The 6,298-nt window shown below is 46.2% G+C and carries 3 protein-coding genes; 2 read left to right on the top strand and 1 reads right to left on the bottom strand.

The features are described from left to right. Positions 1–1,881, top strand: a 1,881-nt coding sequence (locus QT990_RS29685) for a M10 family metallopeptidase (protein WP_333466100.1), incomplete at its 5' end; no start/stop codon positions are given. Between the two features lie 186 nt (positions 1,882–2,067). Here the strand turns inward: QT990_RS29685 and QT990_RS29680 are convergent. Then, positions 2,068–3,423: an AAA-like domain-containing protein gene (locus QT990_RS29680; protein ID WP_333148143.1), complete on the bottom strand. Its 1,356-nt coding sequence runs from the start codon at positions 3,421–3,423 to the stop codon at positions 2,068–2,070. 291 nt (positions 3,424–3,714) lie between these two features. Here QT990_RS29680 and QT990_RS29675 point away from each other — a divergent pair, with 291 nt between their 5' ends. Further along, on the top strand, positions 3,715–6,225 hold the full coding sequence (locus QT990_RS29675; protein ID WP_333148139.1) for a Calx-beta domain-containing protein: 2,511 nt from the start codon (positions 3,715–3,717) through the stop codon (positions 6,223–6,225). Positions 6,226–6,298: the final 73 nt, after the last annotated feature.

Below are 6,298 nucleotides of genomic sequence, written 5' to 3'. Positions count from 1 at the left end.
GTTGATTTGATTGACGACGACAGCGATGATTCTGAAACTGTTGATTTGATTGACGACGACAGCGATGATTCTGAAACGGTTGATATCATTGACCGTCGTGACAGCGATGATTCTGAAACAGTTGATATCATTGACCGCGACAGAAATGTTGACGGAAATGAAGCTACTCGCACCCTAAATCCTGTCGAAATTGTTCGCCCTATTGACAGTGTTGGCCCGGTTGCTACCGCTGGCATTGTGAATAACCTGCCCTATTATATTGATGCTTTGCTTCCTACAAATCAACCACGATGGAACAAAAATAGCCCACTCGGTACGCCCGTAGAAGTTACTTTTAGCTTCATGCAAACTAAGCCAGAATCTACCTCATGGGATGACTTCAAACCCTTCACAGCAGAACAGCAGGAGTCTGCCAGACAAGGATTAAAACTTTACTCTGATATTTCCAATATCACATTTAAGGAAGTTTCTAATGCTAACGGTGGTGGAAAAATTCAGTTTGGTTCTATCGACATTCCCAATTATGCAGGCTGGTCTACTGGAGTCGGGTCTGCTACTAAAAGTCACATTTGGCTTGACAAGAATCTTGCCAACATTACGCCCGGTTCATCAGGATTTACAATTCTTCTTCATGAAATTGGTCACTCCCTAGGGTTGAAACACCCTCATGAAGGGGCAGTAAATATGCCCAATTATCAAGACAACGATCGCTTTACTCTCATGTCTTACAACGGTCACCCTGATATGCCAGGGGTGACACCAAAAACTCCACAACTATTTGATGTTGCAGCAGTTCAATATCTTTATGGGGCTAATACCGATACCCGTTCCGGTAACAATACTTATAGTTGGGGCAAAAATGCCAAATTTATCGAAACGATTTGGGATGGGGGTGGCACCGACCAAATCAGTGCCGCTAACCAAACTAAGGATGTAGTCATTGACTTAGTCGCAGGTGGTTTCAGTTCTATCGGTGCCAATGGTAATGCCAATGCTCAAAACAATGTGGCGATCGCTCTCGGCGCAACCATTGAAAATGCAGTTGGAGGGACTGGAAACGACAACATCTACGGGAATGCAGTTGCCAACAACATCCGAGGTGGATTGGGAAATGACAAGCTATATGGCCAAAGCGGTAACGACTTTCTGAGTGGAGGTAGCGGCAACGATGCCCTTAATGGCGGAGATGGCAATGACATTCTCAATGGTGACTCAGGCAACGATACTCTTAAAGGCGGAAAGGGTAATGACACTCTCAATGGTGGCTTAGACAACGACATTCTCAATGGTGACGACGGTAATGACATTCTCAATGGCGGAAACGGCAACGATATTCTCAATGGCGGCAACCAGAATGATACTCTCAATGGTGGCTTAGGCAAAGACACTCTCAATGGCGGAAACGGTAACGACAGGCTCATGGGTGGCGACGGTAATGACGTTCTCACGGGTGGCGACGGTAATGACACTTTAATTGGTGTTAATTCTTCTGAAGCGAGCCCTGGCACTCAAGAAATTGACATTCTTACTGGAGGTGCTGGAGTTAACACCTTCGTCCTTGGGGATGCCAATAATATCTACTACAATGAGGGTGGTTTGCAGGTTCCCAATCCGAATCCATTTGTTAACGGCTACGGCTTAATTAAAGACTTTACATCCGGTCAGGATACTATCCAGCTTAAAGGAGGAGTCAACTATAAATTGCAGGAGGTCAGCCTTGACGGTGGAGTATCAGGTCGAGGAATCTTCGTTGATAATCCGGGATTTTCCCCCGATGGATTGATTGGTGTTATACAAGGGATACAACCTTTCACTAACCTTAAGATAAACAATGGTGCTAGTATAACCACCATTACTGGGCTTGGTTTGGGCGGGGGCTAATTCTGTCTGTAGATTGGGAAAGTAGCTCTGTATTGAAAATAGGGAATTGGGAATGAGTGTTGTTTCCGAAACCCTATTTTCAATAGTCAGTGAAGTTAGCGATCGCTCAAGTCAGTCTCTTTTATTCTTCATAAGCGAATGCCAAATGCACGCTACGCGATCGCGCGATCGCACTATCACTGCTTTTCAAGCTAAAACACGGCAGAAATACTCGCGGTACAAATTGCAACGCGGCATGACATAATTATTTTGCCGCCGCACAATTCCCATGCTGTGCAATTTGTAAATTTGCATTGAATCTAATTCCACTGGTTCGGCCGAATTAACAACTTTTTTCAAAGCCAAAGCTAATTCGGGATTTTGTTGCAAAATTTCCAAATGCTTGCGTAAATGACTGCTGTAACTTCCAGATTCTGAGGCCGCATTTTCTAATAGCTGAGTTAAGGAAATTTTGCCACAACTAATCTCATACATTGCCAATCTTACTAAATAAGGATGGCCGCCGATCGCACTTATTAACTTTTGCAATTGCCCCTCATCCCACTCCAAGCCGTGTAAGCGAGCTAAATCGTGAATTTGCGGCCTCTCAAACTCCAGCAACTCAACGGGAACCCCCGCATTAAACGGAGATTGATTCATGTCCAAAGGAATATAAACTTCGGTAGAATGCGCCATTACCAACCGCAGTTTTTTCCAGATATCCGAAATCTTGGCTTTTTCGTGCCAGCTTCGCAGCATCCCCAAAAAGTCTTCAACTACTTCCGTGTAGGGAAATAGGCGATCGACTTCATCCAACCCCAAAACTAGAGGCGCTGATGTTTCTGCCAGCAAATACTCTTCAAAGTAAACCGTACAGTTATCGTTGCTGCCCAAAATATCCGTATCCCAATATTCGTTTAACTTGTTTTCTAACTTTAGCTGTCGGCTTACCATCAAACACAGCCAGCGCAGAAATTTATCCAAATTTGTTAAGATTCCTCGGTCTGCAGCGCTTAAATCTAGATAGACTGCGTGATAGTTTTCCCGATCGCCCTGAGCTAAAATTCTGGTCATCAATGAAGTTTTGCCCATCATTTCCGGTGCTTTGATCCGAATCAGCGAACCGGGTTTCACAACAGTCTCGCCGCACAAAGATTCAATGTTGCAACGCTCTACATAAAAAGGAGAATCTAATGATACCGAACCTTCGGGAAATGGCAAATTTGCGATCGCATTCAGTGTTGGCGAGGGCAGATTTATGTTAGTAGCTTGACGTAATTCTGGCGAGGCAAATCTCCTTAGAGCTTCTTTGAAATTTTTCTTACTAATTTTTTCTCCTAACGCTTCTGAAAACTTGTGCCACAATTTGTTACCGACATCTTTGTTGAGGTATTCAGCACTGTAGCCGTAAACTTTGGCGATTTCATCGTAACTTTTGCCTTCCCAAGAACCTTGAAGGACTTTCATTTCGATGTCGCTGAGATATTTGCCGGTGTTTTGAGCAAAAATGCGATCGGCAGATTCTTTGGTTTGGCTCCAAGAGAAGTCTAATTCTGAGTTCATGGGCTCGACCGGTAAGTACGTATATACGTAAGTATGCAGACTTTTACAAGATATCTATTGTTCCTGCATGGAGAAAGCCACCCTGACTTTTCCGTATTTTAACTGATTTAACCTGAGTTTTTACTGTCAGTCCTTGTAGAAACACCTGATTTTACTCCCCTGGTGGGTTTTCTTCTGGGAAAATATACTGGTTTAGAAGCAACTTGATTGCCGATCGCCCGATCGCAATTATCGATCGCCTCACCAACAATAGCCGAACCTCGCCAACACCAGGGTATAAGGAGAAACATTATGGCTGCTACCATTACCGTTAATAGCACAGATGACTCGAATATCAGGAATGCCGTCCTCACCCTCAGAGAGGCAATTCTGGTTGCCAATGGCACTCTGAATGTTCCTGCTTTGACAGTGGCAGAACAAGCACAGATTAACGGTACATTGGGTACAGCAGCCGATCGCGACACGATCGCCTTTAATATCGGGGCGATCGGTTCTCAGCAATTAATTCAGCCTTTATCCGCACTGCCGCCCATCTCCGATCCAGCGATCGTCGATGGTTGGAGTCAAGGCGGCGCGGGCTATAACGGTTTGCCACTGGTGGAACTCAGCGGCAACCTCGCCGGATTGGTGATGGTCGGACTTGATATCACTGCTGGGAACAGTATCGTGCAAGGTTTAGCAATCAACAGATTTGACTGGGCAGGTATCCGCTTGCAAACCAATGGCGGCAACGAGATCCTCAGCAACCACATCGGCACGGATCTTGCGGGTACGGTTGATCGGGGCAACCGCAGGGGGATCTGGATTGATGGCGTTCCAGATAATCGGATCGAGAACAACTTAATCTCTGGCAACGACAATTCAAATAGGGGGCTTGGCATCGAGATTTCCGGCATCGCTGCGCGCAACAACCAAGTAATCAGCAACCTTATTGGCACTGATGTTACTGGTACTGTTGCGATCGCCAATGCGATGGCCAACACCGGTGGCATCATCATCCGCAATGCGCCTGAAAACTTGATTCAGGACAACCTGATTTCTGGCAATGCCGGCGAAGGTGGCGGAATTGGGATCAACGGTCCAACTGCCAATCAAAATCGAGTTGTCGGCAACCTCATCGGCACTGATATCACGGGTAATGTAGCGCTAGCAAACAGTATCTATGGCATCGCTATTGGCAGCGCTTCTAACAATATTATCGGCGGAACGACGCCTCAAGAACGCAATATCATTTCTGGCAGTCAGACTGCGGGTATTGCTTTTCTACAAGCGCCTGATTCAACCGCTGTACCTGCGACAAACCGAGTTGTCGGCAACTATATCGGCACAAATATCAGCGGTACTGCCGCTTTGGGAAATCTGATCGGCATCTATTTCGATCTTGCCGAAAGCAACATCATCGGCGGCACAACACCGCAAGAACGCAATGTCATTTCCGGCAACCAAATTGCCGTCTACCTAGTTAGCAACCTTGCCACTGGCAACCGCGTTATCGGCAATTATATCGGCACGCAAGCTGACGGCAGCAGTCCTTTACCCAATACGTACAGCGTCCTAGCTGACAAAACTGGCGTCAATAACCGCATCGGCGGCACCGCAGCAGGAGAAGGAAATACGATCGCATTTAATCCTAGTAACGGCATTCAAGTTACTGGTGGCAACGGCTTGGCAATTTTAGGCAATTCTATCTTTTCTAATAATGGTTTAGGCATCGATCTCGATAACGATACCGATCCCTTAACTGCCGACGGCCTTACCCCAAACGACTTGGGAGACGGGGATACAGGCGGAAACGGCTTGCAAAATTTCCCGGTGTTAACCTCCGCAACTGCTAGCAACGGCAACATTACCCTTAGCGGCACTCTCAACAGCATTCCCAATACGACTTTCCGCGTCGAATTTTTTGACAATACTGCCTTAGATCCCAGCGGTAACGGCGAAGGACAAACTTATCTCAACTTTGTTAATGTCACCACTGATGCTGCTGGCAATGCTAATTTTACATCGCCGCCTTTAACTGCAACAGGGGCGATCGTCACTACTGCTACTAACTTAACAACTAACGATACTTCGGAATTTTCTCAACCTTCCCCCGGCTTACTGCAATTTAGCAATCCCGCTTACACGGTGAATGAAAACGGCACAGTTGTAGGTACTGCAATTAGCGTCAATCGCATCGGTGGTAATAAAGGTGCAGTTGGGGCAACGCTGACGCTGACGGATGGTACTGCTGTTGCTGCTGACTACACCAAGACGCCGATCGCGATTAACTTTGCCGCCGGCGATACGACACCAAAAATTGTTAGTATTCCGATCGCCGATGACGCGATCGACGAAGCTGACGAAACGGTTAATTTATCTCTAACTAATCCAACGGGAAATGCTACAGTTGGCGATCGATACAACAATGCAGTTTTGACAATTGCAGATAACGATAACCCTCCAACTGTCAGCATCGCCCCCGCCACGATTAACCAAGCTGAAGGCAATACAGGCACAACTGCCTACAACTACACCGTTAGCCTCTCCAATCCTTCTGGTTTGCCCATTACTGTTAACTACAAAACAGATGACGGTACTGCTACTACGGGCGATCTCGACTACGAAGATAATGACGGTAATCTCATCTTTAATTCGTCAGAAGCGCTAACAAAAACGATCGCTGTAATTGTTAACGGCGACACCAAATTCGAGGCGAATGAAAATTTCAGCGTTACCCTCAACAACGCCATCAACGCCACCGTCAATCCCGCCGCCAACCAAAGTACGGGCATTATTGTCAATGATGATAGTGATGACTGATACTTTTAATTCAGACAATCCCCGACAATCGGCAACAATCTGAATATAGCACACTCATCAGACAGGTCCCAGA

This window comes from Microcoleus sp. T3_B1, assembly GCF_036700445.1.
Classification (GTDB): domain Bacteria; phylum Cyanobacteriota; class Cyanobacteriia; order Cyanobacteriales; family Microcoleaceae; genus Microcoleus.
The sequence above is the reverse complement of the archived record's forward strand: the minus strand, read 5'-3'. Positions and strand labels throughout refer to the sequence as shown.

Excerpts from the sequence above, each read along its gene's own strand:
- QT990_RS29680 (WP_333148143.1), bottom strand. The coding sequence starts at position 3,423 with ATGAACTCAGAATTAGACTTCTCTTGGAGCCAAACCAAAGAATCTGCC.
- QT990_RS29675 (WP_333148139.1), top strand. The coding sequence starts at position 3,715 with ATGGCTGCTACCATTACCGTTAATAGCACAGATGACTCGAATATCAGG.